The sequence below is a fragment of the Actinoplanes derwentensis genome (assembly GCF_900104725.1).
GTDB classification, from domain to species: domain Bacteria; phylum Actinomycetota; class Actinomycetes; order Mycobacteriales; family Micromonosporaceae; genus Actinoplanes; species Actinoplanes derwentensis.
In genome coordinates, this window is the sequence record NZ_LT629758.1 from 435,581 (window position 1) to 461,906 (window position 26,326).

The following is a 26,326-nucleotide window of genomic DNA, read 5'->3' on the forward strand; positions in this document are numbered from 1 at the left end:
GCGCGCATGGTGACGCACAGGCGCGGGGCGAATCGTGGGGTTCACACGAGGAAGCCAGCGAGGGGACGAACACCATGCTCACCCAGATCGATCACGACACCCGCACCTCGGCCGACCGGCAGCCGGTCGTCGCCGTCATCGGTCAGCGCAGCCGGGTCGCGGGACTGCCACCGTACCTGCCGGACGGCTGGCACATGCGGCTCGCCACCGGCCTCGACGACATCGAGCACGGTGATCTGGTGGTGCTCAGCGGCGCGACCGTGCACGACGTGCGCGTGGCCCGGTCGGTCCTGCCGTTCGACACTCGGATCGTCGCGCTGATCGACGACTGGGCACAGACCGAACTGGTCGCCGGTGTGCTGACCGTGGGCGCCGACGTGTGCGTGCGCGGCGGCCACCCCGGCATCCTCGCCGGCCACCTGGTCGCCTGCCGCCGCCGTCAGATGGCGGAGCGCTGGTCCTGACCGCTCAGCCGGAGTGCCAGCCGGTCAGCCGGGGTGCCGGTTTTCACGAGCCGGTCAGCAGGGGTGCGAGCCGGCCGGCCGGCCGGGGTGCCGGTCGTTCACGAGCCGGTCAGCAGGCGGGCCATCTCGGTGCGGGAGCGGACGCCCAGGCGGGTGAAGACGTTGCGGAGGTGATGGTCGACCGTTCGGGGGCTGAGGTGCAGTTCCTGGGCCACTTCCCGGTTGGTGGCGCCACCGGCCACCAGCGCGGCGATCCGCTCCTGCTGGGCGGTCAACGCCGGGCCCGCCGGGACGGCCGGTTCGACACGTGCTCCGGCGGCTCGTAACTCGCGGACGCTCTGGGCCGCCCACGGTCCCGCGTCCAGAGCCTGGAACGTCTCCGCGGCCCGCCGCAGATGGGTCCGCGCCTCCACATGCCGCCGCCTGCGCCGCAGCATCCGCCCGAAGAGCAGTTCGGTGTGCGCCCGCGGAAAACCGGCCTCCCCGCCATGACCGAGAGCCGCTTCGAAATACCCGGTCGCGTCCTCGCCGTCCCCGGCCCGCAAGGCCCGGCACCGATCCCGCAACGCCAGCCATCCCGGCTGCCCGGTCCGCCCGGCCCACTCGTCGAACGCCGCCGCGACCGGACCCAACACCGCCGCCACCCCCGCCGAGCCCGCCGCCGGCCCTTCCCGGTATGAGGTCGCCGCCGGCCCCTCGCGGTACGGGCCCGCCGCCGGACCTCCCTGGAATGAGCCGGCCACCGGCCCTTCCTGGAACCGGGCCGCTGTCTGCCGCTCCCGGGACGAGCCCGCCGTCTGCGCCTCCCGGAACGAAGCGGTGGTCTGCCGTTCCCGGAGCTGTGGTGTCGTCCGTCCCTGCCCGAACTGGTCCGCGGTCCGGCCCGCCGGAAACGGGCCCGCTGCCTCGGCCGTCTGCCAGGAGGCCGCGGCTTCCAGCAGGTGGGGGACCACCGCGACCCGCAGCAGTGCCGACCCCGGTCCGGGTGGGCCGGTGATCACGGCCAGCAGCCGTTCCGCCGCCGCCCCGCTGCGGCCGTCGACCAGGTCCAGCAGGGCGAGCGCCCACTCGCACAGTGGGCGGGACGGGCCGTCACCGACGTCGGCGATCCGGCTCAGCGTGGTCGCCCGGTCACCGACCAGGGCGGCGAGCACGGACAGTACGCCGAGATGGGCACCGGCCAGCCCCGGCTGCCCGGTGCCACGGACGACCGCGGCACCGTCGAGGGCGGCTTCCCCGGCCGCCGCGTAGTCGCCGGCCGCCATCCCGGCGAGGGCGGCCAGTTCCAGGGCTTGCGGTACCAGCACCGCAGCGCCCTGTTCCCGGGCCAGCACGGCGGCCCGTCCGGCGAGTGCCGCGGCCCGGCGGGCGTCGCCGATCAGGATGCCGGCGACGCCCGCCCGGAGCAGCGGCCCCGGTTCGGCGACCCGGTCGGCCAGCGCCACCGCCTGCCGCAGCGGGACGAACGAGCCGGCTTCGTCACCGTCGGCGATGCGAGCCAGACCCGCGACATGGTGGAAGACCAGGGTCACGGCCGGTGGTTCGGCACCGGACCGCCCGGCGGCCACCCGGCGGGCCAGTTCGGCGTAACGGCTGCGTTCCCCGGACCGGCAGGCGGCCTCCCCGGCGAGAGCGAGAGCCTCCAGCGCGGTCCGCGGATCGGTTTCGGCGAGTTCGGCGGCCACGTCCAGCAACACGTCGCGGGCTCCCGGAACCCCGTCGGGCAGGCGCATCTCGGCGGTCAGCCCCCGAGCCCGGACCCGCGCGCCGCCCGCAGCGGCCGGAATCCGCCGGATCAGCAGCCCCGCCTCGTGCGGCCGCCCCGCCAGCCACGAGTCCCGGGCCGCGGCCAGCAACAGTTCCGCCTGCTCACCGGCGTCAGCCGTCAACGCGGCCGCATACCGCCGGGCCGCCGCCGCGACCAGCGGATCGGCTCCGTCCGCGGCGTCCGCGAGTTCCCGGGCCAGCCCGGCGTCCGGCCCGGTGGCGGCCGCGCCCCGCTGCAACAGGGCCGCCAGCCGCTGCCCGCGAGCCTCCAGAACCTCCGCGAGCGAGACGTGCGCGACCCACCGCCGGGCGACATCCATTTCCTGGTACGCCACCCCACGCCACAATTCCCCCGCGAACCGGACTCCCGCCGCCGTGACCCGGACGATCCCCGCCCGCTCCGCCGCCGCGAAGTCCCCCAGTCCCCACCCCTCCCCGGCGGCTGCCAGAAGGACATCGGGGGAGGCGGCCGGTGCGGCGGCTGCGAAATGGAGCAGTTGCCGGGTGCGGGTGGGAAGGGCGTCGAGTTCGGCCGTGTACCGGCGGTGCAGCGGGCTGTCCGGTGGGAGCGTGGCGGGTGGGGGTGCGTACCCGCGGCGTTGTTCCGGTGTCAGAGCGCTGACCAGGTCGATCAGGGCGGCCGGGCAGCCGCCGGCCAGTTCGGTCAGCGTTCCGGCGACGTCGGCGGCCAGGTCGGGCGCGTGGGCGGTGAGCACGGTCCGGGCGGCTTCCGGGGTCAGCGGTGCCAGCCGGTGGACCGGCATTCCGCCGGGCTCGCGACCGCCGGGGAACGATGCGCCGGCCGGGAAGGATGCCACGATCGCGACTTGGTCACCGCCGATGCGGCGGGTGGCGAAGGTGAGGGCCTGCCACGATTCCGGGTCCAGCAGATGGGCGTCGTCGATCAGGCACAGGACGGGGCCGTGCTGGGTAAACGTACGCAGCCGGGCTATCAGAGCGAGGCCGGCCGTGCGCGAATCGCCGGGCCGATCACCGGCAAAGATCTCCGCCGGTGTCGCGCACGGTGAGGCAGGCGAGACGGGTGAATCGGGTGATTGCGGCAAGTCCGGCGCAGGCGGCGGGAAGTCCGCGAGCAGGGTTCGCAGGCCGTTGTACGGCAGGTCGCGCTCATCCGCATATCCGCAGACCGCAGCGATCGTCCACCCCGGCCGGGCGTCCCGCCCGCGGTGGTGGGGGTCGGAGGGCGTGCCGAGGTCGGGGAGGTTGTCGGGTACGGCGTGCAGGAGGGTGGTCCGGCCGGCGCCGGGAGTGCCGGTGATCGCGAGTGCGCCGCCACGCCCGCTCGCCGCCGCCGTGGTCAGGGTGCTGATGGCGGCCAGGGCGAGTTCCCGGCCGACCGGCCGAACTTTCTGCACTGCCGGTGCATCAAACATGCGGCGAGTGTTCCCTGCTCGGGGCCGTCAGGGAAGCCCGTTTCGGTGGATGAAATTTCCGGGATGTTTCTGGCCGATGACATGATGCAGGCGATTTCGCCGATGCGGGCCGGTCCGCGGGCCGTTGAAACTGACGTTTGTCGATGCGATTCCCCCTGTTAGGAGATTCGACGTGACATCAGTACTCCATCGGGCCGGTCGCCTGCTGTTCGCCGCGGCTGCCGCTCTGGCACTGCTCGCCGGGCCGGGCGCGGTCGCCGCGCAAGCCGCCAACCCCTACGAGCGTGGCCCGGCGCCGACGCTCTCCGCGTTGCAGGCCTCCCGAGGCCCGTACGCGGTCAGTCAGACCTCCGTCTCCCGTCTCGCGGTGACTGGGTTCGGCGGCGGTGAGATCTACTATCCGACAACGACCGCCGACGGCACCTTCGGCGCGATCGCGGTCTCACCGGGCTTCACCGCCTACTGGTCCAGCATCTCCTGGCTGGGCCCGCGCCTGGCCTCACACGGCTTCGTGGTGATCGGCATCGAGACCAACACCACCGCCGACCAGCCGGGTTCCCGCGGCGATCAACTGCTGGCCGCCCTGGACTACCTGACCCAGCGCAGCTCGGTCCGGTCCCGGGTGGACAGCAGCCGCCTCGCCGTGGGCGGGCACTCGATGGGTGGCGGTGGCAGCCTGGAAGCGGCCAGCGACCGGCCGTCGTTGCAGGCCGCGCTGCCCCTCGCACCGTGGAACACCGACAAGTCCTGGTCCGAACTGCGGGTGCCGACCCTGATCGTGGGCGGCGAGTCGGACGCGGTGGCGCCGGTGGCGAGCCACTCGATCCCGTTCTACACGAGCATCCCGGCGTCGGCGGAGAAGGCCTACCTGGAACTCAACAACGCCAGCCACTTCTTCCCGCAGACAGTCAACACCGAGACCGCGGTGCAGGCGGTGTCCTGGCTGAAACGGTTCGTCGACGACGACACCCGTTACGACCAGTTCATCTGCCCGGGCCCGAGCGGCCTGGCGATCTCGGACTACCGCAGCACCTGCCCGATCGGATAGCACCGATCGGATGACTGCAGCCGGGCCGGTGGTTCACCCACCGGCCCGGATCATTTCAATTTGAGCGTTGCCGTACGGCTCCGTAAGGTCTCTCCTCGCGCACCGACTTCGAGGAGGACGAGCTGTCCGGCGACATCACCCGTGAGCGGGTGTGCGGTCTGGCCCGCAACCCCGCTCTGCCGGCCGGGACGCTGCTGCGGCTGGCCACCGCCGGTGTGCTGGACCGGTGGGAGCTGACCGCCCGCGACGTGTGGGACGACGAGGCGTTCGACGCGCTCGCCACCCACCCGGACCCGGCGTTGCGGGAGGCGCTCGCGCAGAGTCCCGGTGCCACCGGCGAGCAGCGGGCCCGGCTCGTCGGCGACCTGAGCATCCGGGTGCTGCACGCGGTTCTGGAGGGCCCGCCGGCACGGTGGTCCGACCGGTTGCCGGACTGGGCGTACCGCCGACTCGCCACGCATCCCGAACCAGGGGTGCGAGACATGCTGACCTTTCTGCCGGGCGTACCCCGCGCAGTGATCACCCTGCTCACCGGCGACCCGCAGCCCGGCATCGCGGCCGCGGCCCGCGCCCTCCTGGACCGCAGGAAGCCCGGATCGGAGACGCTGGGCCGGGCTCGGGCCGCCGAGTTCGCCGCCGGTGCGACGCCGTGGGACCGGGCGCGCGCCGCCGCCGACCCGGACCTGCCCGCCGAGTGGGTGACCGCCCTCGCCGCCGACCCGTCACCGCAGGTCCGGCTGGCGGTGTCGATGCGGCCGGGACTGACCGAGCCACAGCGGGCCGCGATCGACCACCCGATGCCCGAGCAGACGCCGATCCTCGACTGGGTGCTCGCGGCCGGGCACACTGAGCTGCGCGAATGCGCCCTCTCCGGGCACGCCGGGTTGCGCCGCAGCGCCGCGTGCCACCCGGATCTGCCCGACGATCTGGTCGTGGTGCTCGCCGATGACGACGATGCCACGGTGCGGCTGCTGCTCTGCGAGCATCAAGCCGATCTTCCGGGTGAGCTGCTGGTCCGGGTCCATCTGTCGGCCGGCGATGACGATCTGTTGCGGCACCCCGCATTTCCTCGTACGGATCTCGCCGGTCTCGCCGCGTCCCCCGACCCTCGGGCGCGTGCTCTGACCCGGCTCGACCCGGCCGTCCCGGCGTCGCTGATCGAACGGCTCAGTCACGATCCGGACGAGTCGGTGCGCGTGGCGGTCGCGGGCGACGGACGGCTGCCGGTGCCCCGGTTGCTCCAGCTCTTCGACGATCCGCCGACCACCGGGGCGGCGTCGGCAAACCCCCGGCTGCCCCGCCGGGTGATCGACCGGATCCTGGCGGACATCGGGCTTGATTGATCGATACCGTATCGAGTAGACACTGTCTATGGGACTGCGGGATCGGCTGGTGCGCGTCGGCGGGGAACTGCTCGACCGGGACGGGCCGTCCGCTGTCACGCTGCGGGAGATCGCCCGCCGGGCGGGTGTGTCGCACGGCGCGCCCCGGCGCTACTTCCCCACTCACATGGAGCTGCTGTCGGCCATCGCCCGCGACGGCTTCGGGGAACTCGCCGGCCGGGCCGCCGCCGCCCTCGACGGGGCGCCCGACGACCCGTACCAGCGCATCGCTCTGCTGTCCCGGACCTACCTGGACTTCGCCGCCGACCGTCCCGGCCGCTACGACCTGCTGTTCCGGCACGACCTCCTGCAAAGCGGTCACCTCGGCCTGCGTGACACCAGCCTGCCGCTGTTCCGGCAGCTCAGCGAGCTGGTCGACCAGGCCCGTCCGGGTTCCACCACTCCGCCCGACATCGTTGCCGGGGCGATCTGGGCCAGCCTGCACGGCATCGCCCACCTGTGGCAGCGGCAGAGCCTCCCGCTGGCCACCGGCACCACCGATCCGCAACCCCTCCTCGACGCCGTCCTCACCGCCCACCTCGGAAGGCCCACATGAAACCTCGGCTGTACGCCTTCGCCCACGCCGCCCTGGGCGGCTACCTACGCCGCTTCTGGCGTCCCGAAGTCACCGGCCTCGAAAACCTGCCGGCCGGCGGCGCCCTCCTCGCCGCCAACCACCTGTCCATCGGTGACCAGTTGTTCCTCGGGACGGTCACGCCACGGCACATCGCGTTCTGGGCCAAGTCCGAGTATTTCCACGGCGGCGGGCTCACCCAGCGGGTCGTCACCGGGCTGGGCGCCATCCCGGTCGAACGCGGCGGCGGGCCGGCCGCGCTCGCCGCCTTCGACGCGGCCATCCCGGTGCTGCGCGCCGGCGGCCTGGTCGCGGTCTTCCCGGAGGGCACCCGGTCGCCCGACGGGCGTCTCTACCGCGGGCGCACCGGTGTGGTCCGGCTCGCCCACCAGGCCGGGGTGCCGATCGTGCCGGTGGGCATCCGCGGCACCGACCGGCTGCGGCCACCCGGAGCCCGTTTCCCCCGGCGTCACCCGGTGAGTGTCGCGTTCGGCCCGGCCATCACGGTGACCGTCACCGCACCGGAGGACGTCCGTGCCCAGACCGACGACCTGATGGCGCGGATCCAGAGCCTGAGCACCCAGGAGTACGTCCCGCACTATGCCGTCAAATAGCCCGGATCAGACGGTGGCCGGTTCGGGTTGCGGTGCCGTGACCTGGCGTCGGCTGTCCAGGCGGAAACTGAGCAGGGACAGCAGGAATCCGGTGATGGTCAGGCCTACGCCCAGCCACACCGAGGACAGGTAACCCCAGCCGGCGGCGATCACCGCGCCGCCCAGGGCCGCGCCGATCGCGTTGGCGATGTTCAGAGACGACTGGTTGACCGCGGCGCCCATCAGCTGGGCGCCGGGAGCCACCGAGATCAGACGGGCCTGCAGCGCGGGGACGATGAACAGGGCGGCGGCGCCCACCAGGAACGCCCCGACGAACAGGCCGGCCGGGTGGGCGGCGGACAGGCCGAAGAAGACCGCCGATGCCAGCAGGCCACCGAAACCGATCAGGATGGCGCGCCGCAGATCGCGGTCGGCGGCCACGCCACCAGCGGCGATACCCACGGTCATGCCCAGGCCCATCACGGCCAGGACCCAGGGGACGGTGCTCTCGGACAGGCCGGCGACGTGCGTGGTGATCGGCGCGACGTAGGTGTTCATCGCGAAGAAACCGGCGGTACCGACGGCGACGGCCGCGGCCACCAGCCAGACCTGCGGCGAACGGAAGGCCTGCAGTTCGGCGCGGGGTGAGCCGCCGGGCGAGGCTTCACTCGGCGGTACGGTCACCAGCACCGCGATCAGGCTCAGCGCGAAGACGGCCGCCACCGCGAGGTAGGCCGCCCGCCAGCCCTCGGCCTGCCCGAGCACCGTGATCAGCGGGACGCCGATCAGGTTCGCGGCGGTCAGCCCGCCGATCACGATCGACACCCCCTTGCCGTGGTTGCCGGGGCCGAGGATGTTGGCGGCCAGGATTCCGGCCGCGCCGAAGTAGGCGCCGTGGGCCAGCGCGGCGACGAACCGGGCGGTCAGGACCAGTTCGAACGTGGGCGCCAGTGCGGACGCGGTGGTGCCGATGACAAAAAGACCGAGCAGCGTCAGTACGAGCCGGCGGCGTGGCACCCGGGCACTGAGCACCGCGATCGTCGGGGCGCCGGCGACGACACCGAGGGCGTAGATCGTGATCATCCAGCCGGTGCGGGCGAGGGCGTCCGGGATCGAGGCGGCGTACGACTCGGGCATCAGGTCGCGGGCCATCTCCGGCAGCAGCCCCATGGCCACGAACTCGGTCAGGCCCAGCGCGAACCCGCCCATCGACAGGGCAATCAGTGCCGCCCAACGGCGGCCGGCGGTCAGTGTCTCCACATCCCAGGACTCTAGAACGTTCTAGTCCGCGATGTGAATAGAACGTTCTAGCAATCACAGCCCACCCCGAACCCCGGCTCACCACACAGCCGAGGCCCGGTTCCCGTGTGCCGAGTCGGGGTGTATTCGTCGGGAAGCAGGGTCCGGGCCATCTCCGGAAGCAGGCCCATGGTGGCGAACTCGGTCAGGCCCAGTCCGAAACCGCCGAGGGCGAGCGCTGTCAGCGCAGCCCAGCGGCGTCCGGGGGTCAAGGTGTTCACTGTCAGGGACCCTAGAACGTTCAAGATCAGGAGGGGATAGAACGTTCTAGCTTTCCCGCATCGTACGATCGGGGGATGCGGTCAGGGGATAAGCGGACGACGCTCGCCGACGTGGCGGCTGAAGCGGGCGTGTCGGTGGCCCTGGTTTCGATCGTGATGCGCGGAGCGCCGGGCGCCGGGGCGGCCACCCGGGAGCGGGTCCAGGAGGTCGCGCACCGGCTCGGTTATCAGCCGGACAGCCGGGCCCGTCTGCTGCGCAGCGGCCGTAGCCGCCTGCTCGGGGTGGTCTTCGACGTGCGCCACCCGTTCCACCACGATCTGCTGACCGGGCTCTACGACGCGGCCGAGCGGGCCGGATATCAGCTCACGCTCAGCGCTGTCACGGCCCGGCGCGGCGAGCGTACGGCGGTCGGCGACCTGCTCCAGGACCGTTGCGAGGCGATCGTGCTCTTCGGCGGGGAACTGCGCAGTTCGGAGCTGGCATCGATCGCGGCGCGGCTGCCGGTGGTCGCGATGATGCGCGGGGTCCGCCGCAAGGATGTCGACGTGGTGCACAACGACGACGCGCTCGGTTCACACCAGGCCGTCGACCATCTGGTGTCACTGGGCCACCGGCGGATCACTCACATCGACGGCGACAGCGTGCACGGTTCCGTCGAGCGCCGGACCGGTTACCAGGAGGCGATGCGGCGGCACGGCCTGGACCAGCACATCCGGGTGATCCCAGGCGGTGCCGGGGAGGACGACGGGGCCCGGGCCGCGGAGAAACTGCTGGCCGACCCGCCGACCGCGGTGACCGTCTTCAACGACCTGGGCGCCACCGGGCTCCTCGACGTGCTGCATCGCAACGGGCTGCGGGTGCCGGGTGACGTGAGTGTGGTCGGTTACGACGACACCAGCCTGAGCCGGCTCGCGCACATCGACCTGACGACGATCGCCCAGGACGTGGACGCCATGGCGACCCGGGCGGTGCAGCGGGCCGTCGAGCGGATCGAGGGCACCCCCACCGGGCTGCGTTCGGTGATCATCGCGCCGCGACTGGTGGTGCGGGGAACCACGGGACCGCCGGCCGGGTGAACGGGACCGTCCGGCCCGGTGGCCACGGGACCGGCGGGCCGGTGGCCACGGGACCGGCGGGCCGGTGGCCACGGGACCGGCGGGCCGGTGGCCACCGCATTCGGCCCGGCGGTCGCGGGTCGGCCCGGTGTTCCGCCTACCTTGCGGGGCCGGGGCGGTGCCGTTTGGTGGAACGTACCGAAAACTGATGTTGATCTTCGGGAGGAACGACCGTGCCGGCGCCGCATCGACGGGGGGACGGCGGCGCCGGCACGGTGGATCAGGACGTGGCCGTGGCGGTGGGCTTGAGGACCGAGCAGGTCTCGGTGGCCTTCTTGACGGTCGCGTCGGTGGTGTCGAGGTTCGCGGTGTCGGTGACGCCGTTCTCCTTCAGGCAGTTCTCGTAGGCGGCGTTGGCTCCGCCGCCGCCCTGGTTGCCGTTGCCGCCGCCGCGCTGACCGCCGCCGGCACCCATGCTCGGGCGGACCGAGGCGCACGCCTCCTGGGCCTTCGTCCAGGTCGCCTCGTCGACGCCGTCCGGCTTGCTGAAGCCACCGCCGCCGGGGAAGCCGCCGCCACCGCGCTGGCCTGCACTGCCGGAGGGGCGCGGCTGGCCGGACGGGCGGGCGCCGTTCCCGTCGGGGGCGCCGGACGGGCGGGCGCCGCCGCCGTCGGGAGCGCCGGACGGCCGGGTGCCGCCGTTGCCCATGCCGCCGCCGGGACCACCGGACGGCATCGTGATGGTGACGCCGTTCTCGTTGAGACAACTGATGTATGCCGCGAACGCGGTGTTGCCGCCACCGTTCTGACCGGTGGTGCCGTTGCTGTCCGTGCTCGTCTCGTCCGTGCCGCTGCACGCCGCCGTGAACAGCAGGGCGACGGAGACCGCGAAGACGGCTGCGACGCTGCGATGCGCCTTCGAACTGACCACCGGCACTGTTGGGCTCCTTGTCGAGTAGATAACGCGGGGACTTGTGAAGGAAATAGCCCAGACCTGTGCGGAAGATCGGACGTTGCTAGGAGTTACCTAAGAACCGTCACCGGAGCTCCGAGGGAACTCCCAGGCGGGACCGAGCCGACGGCGAGGACCGATCAGCACACTCGGTGACCATGGGTGTTGCACTGGCCGGTCGCCGGCGTTTGATCTGGCTCGCCGTGACGGTCGTCGTGCTCGCGTTGGTCGCCTTCGGCGTGGTTCGCGCGCTGACGGCCGGCGCGGCGGAGGACGAGACGAAGGCGGCCACGGTCGTCAAGGTCGACAAGGGGAAGGTCACCACCGAGGTCGCCACCACCGGCACGTTGCAGGCGGCGCAGACGCGGAGCCTGTCGTTCGCGGTGTCGGCCGAGGTCCAGACGGTGAAGGTGCGGGCCGGGAACACGGTGACCGCGGGGCAGGTCCTCGCCACCGTCGACGACGCGGACGCGGCGGAGAAGGTGGACGACGCCACCGATGCGCTGGACGAGGCCTACGACAAGCTGGACGACGCCGAGTCGTCGTCGACCACCTCGACCTCCACAGGGTGCAACGTTGCCGCGGCGTACATCGAGGAGAGCGTGTCGCCGAGCCCGAGCCCTTCGGTGACCGCGACGCCCTCACCCAGCGCGACGACCGTGAAACCGAGTCCGACTCCGTCGAAGACCACCACCACGACCACTCGGCCGACGCAGCCCCGGGGCGGCGCTTCCTCGTCCTCGACGTGCGCGACGAGCGGTGGCGGCAGCCGGGGAAACAGCGGCGGCAGCAGCAGCACCGACGCCATCCTCAGCGCCCAGCAGCGGGTCAACGCCGCCAAGGTGACCCTGGAAGAGGCCGAGGAGGCTCTCGCCGGTACCCAGATCACCGCCCCGATCGCCGGGAAGATCCTCACGGTGAGCGGCAAGGTCGGTAGCAGCGCCAAATCCGGTTCGGCCTTCATCACCCTGGCCGACATTTACGACATGCAGATCAGCGCCGACTTCCCGGAAGCCGACGCCGATCACCTGGAGGTCACCCAGAAGGCGGTCGTCTCGCTCGCCGACCGGGCCGGTGAGACGTTCGACGCGACAGTGGTGCAGGTCGACCCGGTCGGGACCAGCGACGGCACGCTGACCCGGTTCGGGGTGGTGCTCTCCTTCGACGAGGCCCCGAAGGAACTGCTGGTCGGGCAGAGCGCCAACGTGCGGGTGACCACCGGCAGCAAGGAGAACGTGCTGCGTGTGCCCAGTACTGCGGTGCACGATGTCAGTGGCCAGGACGGCACCGTTCGCAAGGACGGCGCCGAGGTCAAGGTGAAGTTGGGGCTTCGCGGCGACCAGTACACCGAGATCACGTCCGGGCTCACCGAAGCGGACTCGGTATCGAAGTCCTGGTAGCCCGTTCATAGCTGATTCAAAGAAAACGCTGATAGTTCTGTACGGTGCATTCCGATACCCGTAGCTCTCTGACAGTGGCCGACTCCGCGGCACGGCCGTCCCGTGTCCTGGTCGTCGACGACGAGCCGAACATCTCCGCGCTGCTCAGCGCGACACTGCGGCTGGTCGCCTTCGATGTGCGGGTCGCCGAGTCGGGGCACGGAGCTCTTCTGGCGGTGCAGGAGTTCGAGCCGGATCTGATCGTCCTGGACGTGATGCTTCCGGACCTCGACGGGATCGAGGTGGCCCGGCGGTTGCGTGCCGCCGGACATCGGGTCCCGGTCCTGTTCCTCACGGCCAGAGACGCGGTGGAGGATCGCATCCTGGGACTGTCGGCCGGCGCGGATGACTACGTCACCAAGCCGTTCAGTCTCGAGGAGGTCGTGCTACGGATACGCGCGATCCTGCGCCGCAGCCAGCCGGAGGAGCAGGAGGACACCGGGGTCCTGCGGTACGCGGACCTGGAACTGGACGAGGACGCCCACGAGGTGCGGCGCTCGGGCCGGCTGATCGAGTTGTCGCCGACCGAGTTCAACCTGCTGCGCTACCTGATGATCAACGCGGGCCGGGTGGTCAGCAAGGCACAGATCCTGGACCGGGTGTGGAAGTACGACTTCGGGGGCGACGGCCGCATCGTGGAGTCCTACGTCTACTACCTGCGTCGCAAGATCGACCGGACCGATCCGCCGCTGATCCACACGGTGCGGGGAGTGGGGTACGCCCTGCGTCTGCCTCGAAACGGCGAGGAGTGATCCCCTGGCGTTTTTGGACCCTCAAGTCCCGACTCGTCCTTGTCGTCGCCGTTTTGTCTGGTGTGGCACTGATTGTGGCCAACATCGTCGGCGTGCTGCTGATCCGGAAATATCTGGAAGACCGCATCGACGACCAGCTTGTCGGGATAAGTCGGCCGTTATCGGATTCGTCGCCGGGAGGTGGTCTCGGCGGCCCCCGCCCCGGCCGCTTCCGTGGCCTCGGCCCCGATCAGATCATGTACTTCTTCACGGTCGACGGGGCGCTGGACACCACCCGAAGCTCGCCGACCGACGAGACCCGGCCCCCCGCCTCGGCCTCGGGGACGTCTGGTGTGCCTTACACGGTGTCGACGGTTGCCGGGTCGGACTGGCGGGTGCTGACGGTCGACGTCGGCGACACCGGGGAGCGAGCCCTGATCGGCTACTCCCTGGTCGAGGTCGAACAGACCACCGAGCAACTGATCCTGATCGATGTCGGCGTGATGATGCTGCTGCTCACGGCACTCGGCTTCGGCGCGGCTTTCGTGGTCCGGCTCGGCCTGCGCCCGCTCACCGAGATGGAGAAGGTGGCCGCCGACATCTCCGGCGGCAGCCTGTCCGGGCGGGTGCCGGACACCGATCCGCACACCGAACCGGGCCGTCTCGGGCTGGCCCTGAACGCGATGCTCACCCGGATCGAGGCCGAGGTCGACGCCCGGACCGCCTCCGAGCACCGATTGCGGCAGTTCGTCGCCGACGCCTCCCACGAACTGCGCACCCCGCTCACCTCGATCCGCGGCTGGGCCGAGCTGTACCGCCGTGGCGGCGCCCCGCCCGGCCCGCAACTGGACGAGACGATGGGCCGCATCGAATCCGAGTCGGCCCGGATGGCGGTGCTGGTCGAAGACCTGCTGCGACTGGCCCGGATGGATCAGCAGCGCACCCTGGACCTGCGCCGGGTGGACCTCCTCGAAATCGCCGCGGACACCATCCGGGACGCGCACGCCCGGATGCCGGGCCGTCAGGTGCTGCTCGCCGGGCTCCGCGACGACGAGGACACCTTCGAGCCGGCCACCGTGCTGGGCGACGATCACGGGTTGCGGCAGGTGGCCACCAACCTGGTCGCCAACGCGCTCAACCACACACCCTCCAACACCATTGTTACGGTACGGGTGGGTCTAGCCCTCTTCGACGCGGCGGATCAGGCGGCGATCCGTTCCGGTCCGGTCACGTGGCGTGACGGCGATCGGATGGCCGTCCTGGAAGTCTGCGACGATGGTCCCGGAGTCGCGCCCGAACACGCACCCCGTGTCTTCGAACGTCTCTACCGGGCCGATTCGAGCCGTTCCCGCTCCAAAGGCGGCGGTTCCGGGCTGGGCCTGGCGATCGTGACCGCGATCGTGCAGGTGCACGGCGGGTGGGTGGAGTTGCGGGAGACACCCGGCGGCGGGGCCACCTTCCGGGTGATCCTCCCCGCAGTCGGTGACTCGCCGTGAGTTTTTGAGCTGGCTCCCAGGTTGCGCCGAAGCTCCTCATAGCACTGCACTCCAGAGTGTGCAGCCATGAAGGTACGCCTGAGCCGCCACCCGTCAATGGTGGTCAACGCCGTCATCGGCGTAGTGCTCGTCGCCGGGGCCTATACGGTGTACGAGACATTTTCCGGATCCGAGGACGGGGGGACGGCCGCAGCGGCCTCCGAACGAACGGTCAACGTCCAGCAGGGCACGGTCACCAAGACCGCCACCGCGGACGGGACCCTGGAAAGCGCCAGCACCGCCAGTGCCACCTTCGCGACCAGCGGCACCGTGACCGCGATCAACGTGAAGGTCGGCGACAAGGTCAAGAAGGGCCAGACCCTGGCCAAGGTCGACCCGGCCGCCGCCCAGCGCAGCCTGGACGCCGCCGAGGCCGATCTCGACGCCGCCCAGGACGCCGTGGACCGCGCCGAAGCCGCCTCCTCCGACACCACCGAAGCCGAGAACCAGGTCACGGCAGCCGAACTGGCCGTCGACGAGGCCGAGGCCGGGGTGGCCGGCACCGTGCTGACCGCCCCGATGGCCGGCACCGTGACCGCGGTCAGCGGCACCCTCGGCGGTTCCGCCTCGGGGAGCAGCAGCTCCTCGTCCTCCTCCGGCGGCGGCTCCTCCACCGGCGGCGGGTCGACGTCCTCTTCGTCCTCGTCGTCGTCGAGCGGCTTCATCGAGATCGCCGACCTGACCAAGATGCAGGTGTCGGCCAGTTTCGCCGAGGCCGACGCGACCAGCCTCAAGGAGAAACAGGTCGCCACGGTCACCTGGAACGCGCTCAGCGGCGTCGAACAGAGCGCCAAGGTCGCCGCGATCGACCCGTCGGCCACCACCTCGAACAGCGTGGTCACCTACGGCGTCACGCTCACCCTTGACAAGGTGCCGACCGGTGCGAAGGTCGGCCAGACCGTCTCGGTGTCGGTCACCACCGGCTCGAAGGAGAACGTGGTCCTGGTCAACGCGGCCGCGCTCACCACGGTCGGCAACCGGCACACCGTCACGGTGGTGGCGAACAACGTGCAGGAGACCCGGTCGGTGGAGATCGGCCTGGAAGGCGACTCGGCCACCGAGATCACCTCCGGGCTGACCGCCGGCGAGCAGGTCGTCGTCAAGACCACCTCGACCAGCACCAGCGGCAGCCAGCAGGGCGGCTTCGGCGGTCTCTCCGGCGGCGGCGGATTCTCCGGTGGGGGCGGCGTGCCGGGTGGCGGCGGCGCTCCCGGCGGCGGGGGCGGACGATGAACCCCAAACCGGTCCTGCAGGTCACCGACCTGAAGAAGATCTACGGTACGGGTGAGGCGACCGTCCACGCGCTGCGCGGCGCGTCGATGACCGTGCACCGCGGCGACTACGTGGCCATCATGGGTTCGTCCGGCTCCGGCAAGTCGACGCTGATGAACATCCTGGGCGCGCTCGACATCCCCACCTCCGGGCAGTACCTGCTCGACGGCGTGGACGTCAGCCGCCTCTCCGACGGCCAGCTCGCCCTGGCCCGGAACCGGCTCATCGGCTTCATCTTCCAGTCGTTCAACCTGATCCCCCGGACCAGCGCGGTCGCCAACGTCGAACTTCCGCTGGCGTACGCCGGGGTGAAGCCGAAAGAACGGCGGCGACGCGCGATGGCCGCCCTGGACGTCGTCGGTCTGGCGGGCCGGGCCGACCACGAGCCCAATCAGCTCTCCGGCGGCCAGCAGCAGCGGGTCGCGGTGGCCCGGGCCCTGGTCACCGAACCGGCGCTGCTGCTCGCCGACGAACCCACCGGCAACCTGGACTCCAAGTCCACCGCCGACGTGCTGCAGGTCTTCGACGACCTGAGCACCGCCGGCCGGACCATCGTGATCATCACGCACGAGGACGAGGTCGGCGCCCGCGCCAAACGGCTGATCCGGCTGGTCGACGGCGCGATCGTCAGCGACGTCCGGCAGTCCCCGATCCACCTGCCCCCGGTCGGCCCGTCCGCGGCACACGCGAACGTGGCGGCCCGGGCTTCCGTCTATGCGGGCGGGCGGCACACACTGTGAGCTTCTTCGAGGTAGTCCGCTTCTCCCTGCGCGGTCTCAGCGCCAACAAGCTGCGGTCCGCGCTGACCATGCTCGGCATCCTGATCGGTGTCGCCGCGGTGATCCTGCTGGTCGCGGTCGGCAACGGCTCGGCCAAGGCGATCAGCGACCGGATCGAGGCGCTCGGCACCAACACGATCACCGTGATGAGCACCGGCCGGGGCGGCTCCAGCAGCACGTCGCTGACCAAGAACATGGCCGACGCCCTGATCGACCCGGAGATGGCACCGGACGTCAAGTCGGTGTCGCCGGTGGTCAGCTCGTCGTCGGCGACCATGACCTACGAGGGCACCGACCACTCGGTGGCCACCTTCGTCGGCACCACCCCGAGCTGGTTCGCCGCCTCCACCACCCCGGTCGGGGACGGCGCGGCCTTCACCGACGACGACGTGGCCCAGGGCCGCCGGGTCGTGGTGATCGGCCAGACCGTCGCCGAGGAACTCTTTCCCGGTGTCGACCCGATCGACAAGCAGGTCACCGTCGGCGGGGCGCTGTTCACCATCGTCGGCGTGCTGTCCGAGAAGAGCTCCACCGGCTTCAACGACGCCAACGACACCGCGGTCGCCCCGCTCACCGCGGTGCAGCAGGTTCTCACCGGGTACGGCGCACTCACCTCGATCATCGTCGAGGCCGCCGACCCGGACCAGGTCGACGCCGCGCAGTCACAGGTCTCCACGATCCTCAACCAGAAACTCGACGTGGACTCCTCGTCGGGCAGCACGCCGTACCGGATCCAGAACGCGTCGTCGCTGCTGGAGACGCAGACCGAGACCGCTGACACGTTCACCACGCTGCTCGGCGCGGTGGCCGCGATCAGTCTGCTGGTCGGCGGCATCGGCATCACCAACATCATGCTGGTCACGGTGACCGAACGGACCCGGGAGATCGGCATCCGTAAGGCCCTGGGCGCCCCGCGCCGGGTGATCCTCACCCAGTTCCTGATCGAGGCGACCTTGCTGAGTGTGCTGGGCGGTGGCCTGGGCGTGGCCGCCGCCCTGATCGGCAGCCAGTTCGAGATCGTCGGCGTCAAACCGGTGATCGTGCCCAGTTCCATCGGGCTCGCGGTCGGGGTCTCCGTCGCGATCGGCCTGTTCTTCGGCGGCCTGCCCGCCGCCCGCGCCGCCCGGCTGCGGCCCATCGACGCGCTGCGCTACGAGTGAGGACCCAGTTGTGACAACTCTGAACGACGAGACCGCGATCATTCCCGTGGTGCCCTCCCCGAGCGAGGGTCTCTCCGCCGAACTGGCCGCCGCGGCCCCGAAGAAGTGGTGGAACAAGGGCACCGTCGTGCTCGGCGTGGCCGCGCTGCTGATGGGCGGATTCGTCGGCGGCATCCAGGCCCAGAAACAGTGGGGGACGTCCACCACGGCCGCCAGCGGTTTCGCCGGTGGTGGTGGCGGTCGCGGCAGCGGCGGCTTCCCGAGCGGGATGAGCGCCAGCGGAGCGCCGGGAGGAGGCTTCGGAGGCCAGACGGCGGCGCAGGACGCGGACACCACCGGCAAGGTCAAACTCGTCAACGGCAAGACCATCTACGTCGAGACCGCGGACGGCACCGTCGTCACCGTCAAGACCGACGGCGACACCACGGTCAGCACCGCCGCCAAGGGCAAGCTCAGTGATGTCAAAACCGGACAGTCGATCACCGTCGAAGGCGAGACCGGCGACGACGGGACCGTCACGGCCAAGAGCGTCACCGCTACCAAATGACCACTATGTGACATAGCCAGGTACTTATTGATGAGGGTGCGTTCAGCTCCCTAGGCTGACCCCTTCAGAAACTTGGGGGTGAGGCCGCGTGCCCGCTCTACACGGCCGGGAGGCACTTCTCGCGGCTATCGAGACCCGGCTCGCCGCCGGTGGCGGGGTGGCCCTGTACGGGCCACCCGGCATCGGCCGGTCCGCACTCCTCGACACCGTCGCCGACCAGGCCACGGCCCGGGGCGAGCTGGTCCTGCGGCTGCGCCCGGCCCGCGGCGAGCGGGTCCTGGCGTACGCCGGGGTCGCCGATCTGGCTCGTCAGGTCCCGGCGACCGCGGTCGCCGCCCTGGCCCCCGCACCCCGGCACTCGCTCATCGCGCTCCGTCAGGGCCGATCGTCCCGTGCCGGGGTGCCGGCCCTGGCCCGGCGACTGGTCCTGCCCGAACTGCTCGCGCACTGCGCCCGCACCTCCCTGGTGCTGCTGGTCCTCGACGACGCCCAGTGGCTCGACCCGGAGTCGGCCGAACTGATCGGTTTCGCGATGCGCCGCCGCCCCGGCAACCGGATCCGGATGCTCGCCGCCGAACGACGCCCCGGTCGGTCCCGGGCCGTCCGGCTCTGCCCCGCCCCGGTCGTCGAACTGGCCGTCCCGCCGCTGTCCCCGGACGACCTGACCGCGCTCCTGGAAGCCCGTGGACTGCCCTGCCGGACCGCGAGCCGGCTGCACGAGGCGAGCGGCGGCAACCCGTTCCTCGCGCTCGCCCTCGGCGCGGCCGTTCCGCCCGGCCCGGCTTGGCTGCCCGCACCCCTGCCGGAGACCGTGCGCGGCCTGGCCCGGGAACGGCTGTCCGAACTGCCCGCCGAAGTGCGCGCCACCCTGCTCACCGCGGCGCTGGCCACCGAACCGACGGTCACCCTGCTGCAGCGCGCCGGGCACGACGACGCGGTCCGGGCGATGCGGACCGCCGCCGCGGCCGGAGTCATCGACCTGGCCGGCGAACTGATCCGGTTCACACCCCCACTGCTCGGGCAGGTGCTGGCCGACGAGACCCCGGCCGCCGACCGGGGCCGGGTGCACGCCGATCTGGCCGCGGCGGCGTACGACCCGGTCGAAGCCCTGCGCCAGCAGGCGATGCGCACCGCCCGCCCGGACGCCCAGGTGGCCGCCGATCTGGCCGCCGCGGCCAGCCGTTGCGCGCAGCGCGGCGCCGAACGCACCGCCGCCGAGCTGTACCTGCTGGCCGCCGACCGCTGCCCGCCCGAGCGCTGGGCCGACCGCCTCGACTGGCTGGTCACCGCCGCCCGCACCGCGCTCACCGGCGGCGCCCCCGCACTCGCCGGACGGGCCGCCGAAGCGGTGCTGGCCGCCGACGCCCCGGCCGGTCACCGGGTCCGGGCCCGAGTCGTGCTGATCGACCTCGCCGGGCAGGGGCTCGCCGAGATGGGGGAGACGTTCGCGGCCGCGCTCGCCGAAGCCGGTGACGACCCGGCGCTCGCCGCCCCGGTACGGTTGCGGCTGACCTGGGCGGCGTTCCTGTCCGGCGACCTGGAGACCGGGGCCGCCGACGCCCGGCACGCCGAGCAGGCCGCCCGGCTCGCCGGTGACCTGACCACCGAGGCGATGGCGGTCACCATGATCGCCCAGATCCAGCGGGTCCAGGGCGAGGCCTGCTGGCGCGACACCCTGGACCGGGCCCGGTCGCTGCCGGCCGCGCCCGCACCCGACTGGCTGCACTACGGCCCGCAATACATGGCCGCCCGGTTCGCGCTCTTCGACGACCGGCTCGACGAGGCCCGCGCGGAACTGCTGACGCTACTCGCGGTCGCCGAACACGACCGGCTCGGCGAAGCCCGGGTCGAGGTGCTGCGCAGCCTCTCCGAGGTGGCCACCCGGGCGGGCCGGTGCCAGGAGGCGCTGCGGTACGGGCACCGCGCGGCGGCCGCGGCCCAGCAGGCAGGACTCAGTCCCGGCCCCACCTGGTACACCGCCGCCGTCGCCGAACTGGCCGGTGGCAGCCTCGAAGCGGCCGCCGGATTCGCCCGCCGAGGCATCCGCTCGTCGCTGCAGGAGGGCGACGGCCTCTACCTGCGGCGGCACCTGCACGCACTGGGCCAGGCCGAGGTCCGCGCCGGTGACACCCGGGCCGGGGTCTCCACGCTGCGGCGGCTGCGCGACCTGGAGGCCGAGTCCGGCAGCTCCGACCCGATGATCGTCCGCTGGCGGGCAGACCTGGCCGCCGCGCTCGCCGGCCTGGGCGAGCACGCCGAGGCAGCCGCCGCCCTGGACCTGGCCCGGTCCGCCGCGGAGAGACTGGGCAGCACACCCGCGCTCACCGGCTACCTCGACCGGGCCGCCGCGATCGTCACCTCCGAGTCCGGGCACGCCGACACCGCCGCCGACCTGGCCACCGCCGCCGCCCGCCACTTCGAGCAGATGCGCCAGCCGGTCGAACAGGCACACGCCCTGCTGGTGGTCGCCGGGGCCGAGCGGCGCAGGCGCCGCTACGCGGCTGCCCGGCAGGCGATCGGCGAGGCACTGACCCTGTTCCGTACGGCCGAAGCCCGCCCCTGGACGCTCGAGGCCGAACGCGCGCTCGCCCGCACCGAAGGCACCCCGGAACAGGGGCTGACCTCGACCGAGCTGCGGATCGCCGGAATGGTCCGGGACGGGGCCAGCAACCGGGAGATCGCCAACCGGCTGTACCTGAGCGTGAAGACCGTGGAGGCGACCCTGACCCGGGTCTACCGCAAGCTCGGCGTCCGGTCGCGCACCCAACTGCTGTCGGTGCTGCAGGTTACCTCTATGGGCGAGATCACCAACCAGTTGTGACCTGCGATTTGGCGACGCAGAGTGACGTGGGTTACCGAAATCCAGTGGCGGCCATCACTTTCGTATCACGGGTTTTACCTGGTGGATTTGGGGATGAAGCCCGACCGGAGGATTGTTGTAGCCGGAAGCGACGAAACATTCTCCGTCACTATCTGTCGAGGAGTTTCGACATGCAGTTCATCCGTAACGCCCGGACCACCATCTCCCACCGCATCGCCGAGCGCCGCGCCCACCGCCGCCTCAGTGACGAGCTCGCGGAGTTCCGCACCGCCGCCGAGCGCACCGAACTCGACCTGATGCTGGGCCGGCACACCGCCGAGGAGACCCGCGAGGTGCACGCGATCCTCACCCGGCTGGACGCCGAGCGCCGGCACGCCGAGGTGCGGTAACGAGGCAAGACCCCCGGGCCGTGAGGCCGGCCCGGTGGATCCGTCCAGGAAGGCCCGGCCCGTCCCTGGGGCCACCTGGCACTGATCCGGACGGAAACCCCCGGTGTGCGATTCGTGCACCGGGGGTTTCCGCGTCACTGGCCCCGACGGGACACGCTTTCCGTGGCGATGATCGCATTTTTAACACCCCTATCTGTCTGCCCGCTGGACAAGACGTAGGCTCCTGACGTTCCAGCGGCAACCACCGCTCGACGACCGGCCGAGACCCGCGCAGCCCAGAAGGCCCGCGGCGTCCGACCGGCAGATCCGCCGGCCGCCCTGATCACCGAACCCTCGATCCGGGCCGCCGGCGGATCCGCGCGATCCCTGCCCAGCCCTGCTGTTCGGCCTTGTCGGCGCCCTTCCGTGCGCCCGATCCACCAGGCCGATTCAGCGCGGCTCCTCAGGTGCGATCCTCTGGCTGGCCTCACCAGATGGCAGCGAGATTCGTTTCCGCGCACGCCTCGCGCCTCCTCCGTGCGCCGCGCCCTCGGCTTGTGCCTCGCGCCCTCCGTGCGCCGCGCCCTCGGCTTGTGCCTCGCGCTCCTCACGCACGTCGCGTCGTATCGGCTCTACTCGCGGGATTTCTCGCTGGGCTCGGCTGGGAAGTCGGAGGGAACCCGGGGCGGGGAGCGGACAGTAACCGGCGTGACAGCAACCATGCGGGCCCGGATCAGGGCCGGGGACGCCGACGCGTTCGCGGAGGTGTTCGACGAGCACGCGCAAGCCGTCTATCGGCACGCGGTCTGGACGGACGGCGACCACACCAACGCCGATGACGTGGTGTCGCTGACGTTTCTGGAAGCGTGGCGGATCCGGGAGACGCTGCGGCCGGACGGGGACGGGTTGCGGCCCTGGCTCCTCGGCATCGCCACGAACGTACTGCGTAACCGGCGACGGGCGGCCCGGCGGCATCGGGCCGCGCTGGCCCGGGTTCCGGAGCGGGCCGGTGATCGTGCCACGGTGCCGGACTTCGCCGACGAGGTCGTCGGGCGGCTGTACGACAGTGCGCAACTGGCTGCCGCTGCCGCCGCGCTCGGGGCGCTTCGACGGGCCGATCGGGAGGTGTTCCTGCTCTGCGTGTGGCAGGAACTCGACTACGCGGCCGCGGCCGAGGCGCTGGGGATCCCGATCGGGACAGTCCGCTCGCGGGTGTCCCGGGCCAGGGTCCGGTTGCGGGCTCTGGCCGAGGCGGGGCTCGGCCGGAAACGCGAGACGACGGCGCCCGAGAGCACCCAGGAGCAATTGGCGCCCGAGGCCGGGAGTGTCCATGAGCAAGTGACGGCGGAGCCCGAGATCAGCCGTGGGCCCGTGCCCGTGCCCGGGGCTGCGGCTAGGGCTGGGGCTGGCCGGGAGTGGGCGGCTCGTGGATGGCTGGAGGGGGAGCGATGAATGACGTCGATGTTCGGGCGGACCTCGCTGTGCTGGTGCCCAAGCCGGGGGAGCCGCGGATGCCGGTGGAGCGGATGCTGGAGCGGCGGGCGGGTCTGCTGGAGGCGATCGAGCGGCCGGCGTGGTCACCCGTCCGGCGCAAGCGGCTCTTGATCTTGGGTCCGGCTTTTCTCGTGCTCGTCGTGGCTCTCGGTGTGGCTGTCGTGGCCCGGCCGTGGGATCGGGGTGCGCCGCCGCCGATCATCCAGGTGCTGCCTGGTGATCATGAGGGGGCGGTGGCCTATCTGAACGAGCTGGCGGCATCGGCCGGCACCGCGACGGGGAGCGACGACGGCGGCTCGCGGTACCTGTATGTGAAGAGCCGCATCGCCTTCGTGGCGTTCTCCGGTGGTGAGGAGGGTACGGGTGAGCCGGTTCGGGCTGTGATGGCCGAGTTGCACGACCGGGAGATCTGGAAACCGCTGTTCGCGGGCGGGCAGGGCCGCTTGACTGAGGCGGACCGGCCGTCCGATCTGGGGCCGGTCCCGATGGATCCGGACCTGCCGGAGGACCCGGATGTGCTGCTGCGCCAGATCTACGCCGGTGTGCAGCCGGGGCAGGGGAACAGCCGGGACGGGCAGGCTTTCACCGTCGTCGGGGACCTGCTCCGGGAGTCGATGCCGGCACCGGCCGAGGCTGCCGCGCTGTACCGGGCGGCCGCCCGGATCCCCGGTGTCGAGTTGGTTCGCGACGCGGTCGACGCGGTCGGCCGGAGCGGCGTCGCCGTGGCCCGCACCGAGGACGCCCGACGCCGGGAGTGGATCTTCGACCGGGCGACCGGCGACTACCTGGGTGAGCGGTCCTACCTGGTGAAGGACACCGATTACGGCAACGCCGGGATGCTTCTCGGTACCGCCGCCGAGATCGACCACGCCGTCGTCGGCAAGCTGGGCGAACGGCCCTGAGGTGCGCCCGGGCGGCAGCTCGGGCGCACCCTCGCTAAAGATGACGGTCAGCGTGGCCAGAGGTGCTCCTCGGCGTGCTCCTCCGCGTCGCGCAGAGCCCGCATGATGTTGCGGTTGGCGAGGCGGTCCAGGTCGGGTTCGGTCCAGCCGCGTTTCGTCAGCTCGGCGAAGAGCCGTGGGTAGGCGGACACGTCCTGCAGATCGGCCGGCACCTCCGGGGTCCCGTCGAAGTCGCCACCTATGCCGATGTGATCGATGCCGGCCACCTCGCGGGCGTGTTCGACGTGGTCGGCGACCTGGGCCACCGTCGCCGCCGGTTTCGGGTTGGCGGCCAGCCACGGCTGGAAAGCCGGTTCGGCGGCCTGATCCACTACTCGCAGCACCGGGACCTGGGATTCCGGCTCGCCGGGGCGCGGGGCTCGTGGCCAGCCGAACTCCAGCGGCGGCAGACCCAGCCGGGACCATTCGGCGTCCGCGGCGAGCTGCCAGTCCCGGGCCGCCGCGGACACGAAGAGCGACACGAACGTCAGCATCAGGACGCCGCCGTTCTCCGGAAGCCGTTCGAGGACGTCGTCGGGGACGTTGCGCGGATGGTCGGTGACCGCGCGGGCCCCGGAATGGCTGAAGATCACCGGGGCGGCGGCCTCGTCCAGGGCGTCGCGCATGGTGTCGGCGGAGACGTGCGAGAGGTCCACCAGGATGCCAACCCGCTGCATCTCCCGGACGATCGCCCGCCCCTCGGCCGTCAGGCCGCCGTGCACCGGGTCCTGCGTCGCCGAATCCGCCCACGACGTGTGGTGGTTGTGGGTCAGCGTCACGTACCGCACACCCAGCCGGGCCAGTGTGCGCAGCACCCCGGCGGAACCGGCCAGGCAGTGGCCGCCCTCGACCCCGAGCAGCGACGCGATCCGGCCGCGTTCCAGCGCCCACTCCACATCCGCCGACGTGTAGGCCATCGCCAGATCGTCCGGGTAGGCGGCCACCATCCGGTGCACCAGGTCGATCTGCTCCAGGGTGTGCGTGACCGCCACCGCCTCCGGAAGGTCCGACGGCACGTAGACGGACCAGAACTGGCCGCCCACCCCACCGGCGCGCAGTCTCGGCAGATCGGTGTGCAGCGGTGGCCGCTCCCGTTCGAGCCCGGCCACGCCCGAGCCGTGCCACTCGCGCAGTCGCATCGGCAGGTCGTTGTGGCCGTCGATGATCGAATTCATGACCTGTAACTACAGACCGTTGCCCTCAGACGCAAGCCGATCCCGTCCTTCGGTGTGGAAAACCCGCAACCGGCCGGCACCGGCACGGGCACTGGCCTCGCACCCCGCGCCCTGGAATCTCTTTCACATGCCCGGCCGACAACGCGCCGGACAAACGGGGGAGTTACTGAATGCGACTGGCCAAGCTGCCGAAGTTCCTGACAGCTCTGACCGCCGTACTCGCTGGTGCCGGTGCCGCTCTGGTTCCGTCCGCCGCGCAGGCCGCTCCGGCCGCCGGTAGCGACTGTGTCACCGACGCCAAGCTCGTCCCGTCCTGCAACGTCCTCTGGGGCGGTGCGGCCGGCGGCTTCACCAGCACCCCGCGCGACCAGGCCCTGAAGACCTGGGAGAAGGCCAGTGGCCGGACCGCGTCGCTGTTCCACCAGTACCACAAGGGTGACGAGATCTTCCCGACCAAGGCGGAGATCGCGATGACCGAGGACCCCGCGAACCCGCGCGTCCTGCTGCTCAACTGGAAGATCGCTTACGGCTCGAACTGGGCCAAGGTCGCCGACGGCGCCCAGGACCGTCGCATCGACGCGTTCGCCGCCCGTGCCAAGAAGTTCGGCAAGAAGTTCTTCCTCGTCCTCAACCACGAGCCGGAGAACGACGTCATCGCCAAGAAGGGTTCCGGCTGGGAGGCCAAGGACTTCGCGGCCATGTACCGGCACACCATCGAGCGTCTGCGCGCCCAGGGTGTCGACAACGCGATCAACGTCGTCGCCTACATGGGTAACGAGGACTGGATGGCGAAGAGCTGGTGGGGCGACCTGTACCCCGGCGACGACGTCGTCGACTGGATCGGCCTGGACTCGTACGTCTCCGTCGAGAAGCACTGCCCCAAGGCGAACGCCAAGCCCAGCGCCAAGAAGAAGACCTGCTACCACTACGGCGACTTCGCCGACCTGCTCGACCGTAAGCCCAAGGGCGGCGGCCTCGGCTTCTACGACTGGGCCGTCACCAAGCACGCCGGCAAGCCCTTCATGGTCGCCGAGTGGGGCGCCTACCACCGCGTCGGCAAGCTCACCGACAAGGACGCCGTCTACGACAACGTCGCCGCCGAGCTCGCGAAACGCCCCGCCATCAAGGCGATCGTGCACTTCGACACCAAGAAGGACGACCAGGGCGACCGCGACATCAGCATCGACAGCACCCCGGCGAGCCTGGCCGCGTTCCAGAAGCTGGCCGCCAACCCGATCTTCGACGTGAAGATCGGCTGACTTTCCCCACCCCCGGTAAAGAGAGCGCCGCCCGGCCCCCCGCCGTGCGGCGCTC

At 71.5% G+C, this 26,326-nt stretch carries 23 protein-coding genes; 18 read left to right on the forward strand and 5 right to left on the reverse strand.

Annotation, left to right across the window (positions count from 1 at the left end):
- Positions 1–74 precede the first annotated feature (74 nt).
- On the forward strand, positions 75–464 hold the full coding sequence (locus BLU81_RS01890) for a hypothetical protein (protein WP_092541025.1): 390 nt from the start codon (positions 75–77) through the stop codon (positions 462–464).
- Positions 465–562: 98 nt separating this feature from the next.
- On the opposite strand, the gene BLU81_RS01895 is transcribed toward BLU81_RS01890, so the two are convergent.
- The gene (locus tag BLU81_RS01895) at positions 563–3,607 is read right to left on the reverse strand and encodes a helix-turn-helix transcriptional regulator (RefSeq protein WP_172890479.1); all 3,045 of its coding nucleotides are present in this window, start codon (positions 3,605–3,607) and stop codon (positions 563–565) included.
- Positions 3,608–3,797: 190 nt separating this feature from the next.
- On the opposite strand from BLU81_RS01895, the gene BLU81_RS01900 reads away from it, so the two are divergent.
- The 4 genes from BLU81_RS01900 to BLU81_RS01915 all read left to right on the forward strand — a co-directional run bounded on the left by BLU81_RS01900 (position 3,798) and on the right by BLU81_RS01915 (position 7,243).
- On the forward strand, positions 3,798–4,673 hold the full coding sequence (locus BLU81_RS01900; RefSeq protein WP_157751087.1) for a poly(ethylene terephthalate) hydrolase family protein: 876 nt from the start codon (positions 3,798–3,800) through the stop codon (positions 4,671–4,673).
- A gap of 149 nt (positions 4,674–4,822) precedes the next feature.
- Complete coding sequence (locus BLU81_RS01905) at positions 4,823–6,016, forward strand: hypothetical protein (RefSeq protein ID WP_092541029.1); 1,194 nt, start codon at positions 4,823–4,825, stop codon at positions 6,014–6,016.
- Positions 6,017–6,044: 28 nt separating this feature from the next.
- Positions 6,045–6,611, forward strand: coding sequence for a TetR/AcrR family transcriptional regulator (locus BLU81_RS01910; RefSeq protein ID WP_092541031.1), 567 nt, complete (start codon positions 6,045–6,047; stop codon positions 6,609–6,611).
- Complete coding sequence (locus tag BLU81_RS01915; protein ID WP_092541033.1) at positions 6,608–7,243, forward strand: lysophospholipid acyltransferase family protein; 636 nt, start codon at positions 6,608–6,610, stop codon at positions 7,241–7,243. Before BLU81_RS01910 ends, BLU81_RS01915 begins: the two co-directional genes overlap by 4 nt.
- Before the next feature lie 6 nt (positions 7,244–7,249).
- On the opposite strand, the gene BLU81_RS01920 is transcribed toward BLU81_RS01915, so the two are convergent.
- Together BLU81_RS01920 and BLU81_RS50155 are read right to left on the reverse strand one after the other, a co-directional pair.
- Positions 7,250–8,482: an MFS transporter gene (locus BLU81_RS01920; RefSeq protein WP_092541035.1), complete on the reverse strand. Its 1,233-nt coding sequence runs from the start codon at positions 8,480–8,482 to the stop codon at positions 7,250–7,252.
- Between the two features lie 47 nt (positions 8,483–8,529).
- The gene (locus BLU81_RS50155) at positions 8,530–8,742 is read right to left on the reverse strand and encodes a hypothetical protein (RefSeq protein ID WP_092541037.1); all 213 of its coding nucleotides are present in this window, start codon (positions 8,740–8,742) and stop codon (positions 8,530–8,532) included.
- A 75-nt stretch (positions 8,743–8,817) separates the two neighbouring features.
- Here BLU81_RS50155 and BLU81_RS01930 point away from each other — a divergent pair, with 75 nt between their 5' ends.
- A complete protein-coding gene (locus BLU81_RS01930) occupies positions 8,818–9,819 on the forward strand; it encodes a LacI family DNA-binding transcriptional regulator (RefSeq protein ID WP_092541039.1) in 1,002 nt (333 codons plus the stop codon).
- Positions 9,820–10,078: 259 nt separating this feature from the next.
- Here BLU81_RS01930 and BLU81_RS01935 read toward each other — a convergent pair whose 3' ends face one another.
- On the reverse strand, positions 10,079–10,735 hold the full coding sequence (locus BLU81_RS01935; RefSeq protein WP_092541041.1) for a hypothetical protein: 657 nt from the start codon (positions 10,733–10,735) through the stop codon (positions 10,079–10,081).
- A gap of 173 nt (positions 10,736–10,908) precedes the next feature.
- Here BLU81_RS01935 and BLU81_RS01940 point away from each other — a divergent pair, with 173 nt between their 5' ends.
- From BLU81_RS01940 to BLU81_RS01990, 11 genes are all read left to right on the forward strand, one after another.
- Positions 10,909–12,150 (forward strand): efflux RND transporter periplasmic adaptor subunit, encoded by a 1,242-nt coding sequence (locus BLU81_RS01940; RefSeq protein WP_092541043.1) that lies wholly within the window; start codon positions 10,909–10,911, stop codon positions 12,148–12,150.
- 68 nt (positions 12,151–12,218) lie between these two features.
- A complete protein-coding gene (locus BLU81_RS01945; protein ID WP_092556471.1) occupies positions 12,219–12,941 on the forward strand; it encodes a response regulator transcription factor in 723 nt (240 codons plus the stop codon).
- A 62-nt stretch (positions 12,942–13,003) separates the two neighbouring features.
- Positions 13,004–14,416, forward strand: a complete 1,413-nt coding sequence (locus BLU81_RS01950; protein ID WP_231954016.1) for a sensor histidine kinase — start codon at positions 13,004–13,006, stop codon at positions 14,414–14,416.
- 66 nt (positions 14,417–14,482) lie between these two features.
- Positions 14,483–15,688, forward strand: coding sequence for an efflux RND transporter periplasmic adaptor subunit (locus BLU81_RS01955; RefSeq protein WP_092541045.1), 1,206 nt, complete (start codon positions 14,483–14,485; stop codon positions 15,686–15,688).
- The gene (locus tag BLU81_RS01960; RefSeq protein WP_231954018.1) at positions 15,685–16,467 is read left to right on the forward strand and encodes an ABC transporter ATP-binding protein; all 783 of its coding nucleotides are present in this window, start codon (positions 15,685–15,687) and stop codon (positions 16,465–16,467) included. The genes BLU81_RS01955 and BLU81_RS01960 overlap by 4 nt, the downstream gene beginning before the upstream one ends.
- Positions 16,464–17,666, forward strand: coding sequence for an ABC transporter permease (locus BLU81_RS01965; RefSeq protein WP_092541047.1), 1,203 nt, complete (start codon positions 16,464–16,466; stop codon positions 17,664–17,666). The genes BLU81_RS01960 and BLU81_RS01965 overlap by 4 nt, the downstream gene beginning before the upstream one ends.
- Positions 17,667–17,676: 10 nt before the next feature.
- Positions 17,677–18,213 (forward strand): hypothetical protein, encoded by a 537-nt coding sequence (locus tag BLU81_RS01970; protein WP_092541049.1) that lies wholly within the window; start codon positions 17,677–17,679, stop codon positions 18,211–18,213.
- 88 nt (positions 18,214–18,301) lie between these two features.
- Entirely contained in the window at positions 18,302–21,034 is a 2,733-nt protein-coding gene (locus BLU81_RS01975; protein ID WP_092541051.1) for a helix-turn-helix transcriptional regulator, read from the forward strand.
- Positions 21,035–21,204: 170 nt separating this feature from the next.
- On the forward strand, positions 21,205–21,423 hold the full coding sequence (locus BLU81_RS01980) for a hypothetical protein (protein WP_092541053.1): 219 nt from the start codon (positions 21,205–21,207) through the stop codon (positions 21,421–21,423).
- Between the two features lie 687 nt (positions 21,424–22,110).
- On the forward strand, positions 22,111–22,854 hold the full coding sequence (locus BLU81_RS01985) for an RNA polymerase sigma factor (RefSeq protein ID WP_231954020.1): 744 nt from the start codon (positions 22,111–22,113) through the stop codon (positions 22,852–22,854).
- Positions 22,851–23,798 (forward strand): CU044_5270 family protein, encoded by a 948-nt coding sequence (locus BLU81_RS01990; RefSeq protein ID WP_157751089.1) that lies wholly within the window; start codon positions 22,851–22,853, stop codon positions 23,796–23,798. The genes BLU81_RS01985 and BLU81_RS01990 overlap by 4 nt, the downstream gene beginning before the upstream one ends.
- Before the next feature lie 47 nt (positions 23,799–23,845).
- On the opposite strand, the gene BLU81_RS01995 is transcribed toward BLU81_RS01990, so the two are convergent.
- A complete protein-coding gene (locus tag BLU81_RS01995; RefSeq protein ID WP_092541057.1) occupies positions 23,846–25,012 on the reverse strand; it encodes a dipeptidase in 1,167 nt (388 codons plus the stop codon).
- Positions 25,013–25,182: 170 nt separating this feature from the next.
- On the opposite strand from BLU81_RS01995, the gene BLU81_RS02000 reads away from it, so the two are divergent.
- Positions 25,183–26,271 carry a glycoside hydrolase family 26 protein gene (locus tag BLU81_RS02000; RefSeq protein ID WP_092541059.1) on the forward strand — a complete coding sequence of 363 codons (1,089 nt, stop codon included), beginning with the start codon at positions 25,183–25,185 and terminating at the stop codon, positions 26,269–26,271.
- Positions 26,272–26,326 lie beyond the last annotated feature (55 nt).